Here is a 229-nt window from a genome sequence, read left to right as displayed (position 1 = left end):
CCTGGTGGGCCGTGATCCGGTCGCTGTCCGCCGACAGCTCCGTGACGTACGTCTCCACCACGTCGCTGACGACGTAGGCGCCGCCGAGCAGCACCGCCGAGACGACGACCTGCGCACCGACCCTGACGGCGTTCTCCGCGACGGGCAGCACCGCGACCACGACGTCGAACCGCCCCCACAGCGTCAGCACGGCGACGCCGGCGAGCACGAACAGCCCGAGCTGGAGGCC

1 pseudogene is annotated in these 229 nt (G+C 72.5%); it reads right to left on the bottom strand.

Features of this window, described 5'->3' with window-relative positions:
* Window positions 1-229 (bottom strand): annotated as a pseudogene (locus EXE44_RS19545) (mechanosensitive ion channel family protein); the annotation flags it as partial.

The organism is Halorubrum sp. SS7, assembly GCF_005435055.1.
GTDB classification, from domain to species: domain Archaea; phylum Halobacteriota; class Halobacteria; order Halobacteriales; family Haloferacaceae; genus Halorubrum; species Halorubrum salinarum.
The sequence above is the reverse complement of the archived record's forward strand: the minus strand, read 5'-3'. Positions and strand labels throughout refer to the sequence as shown.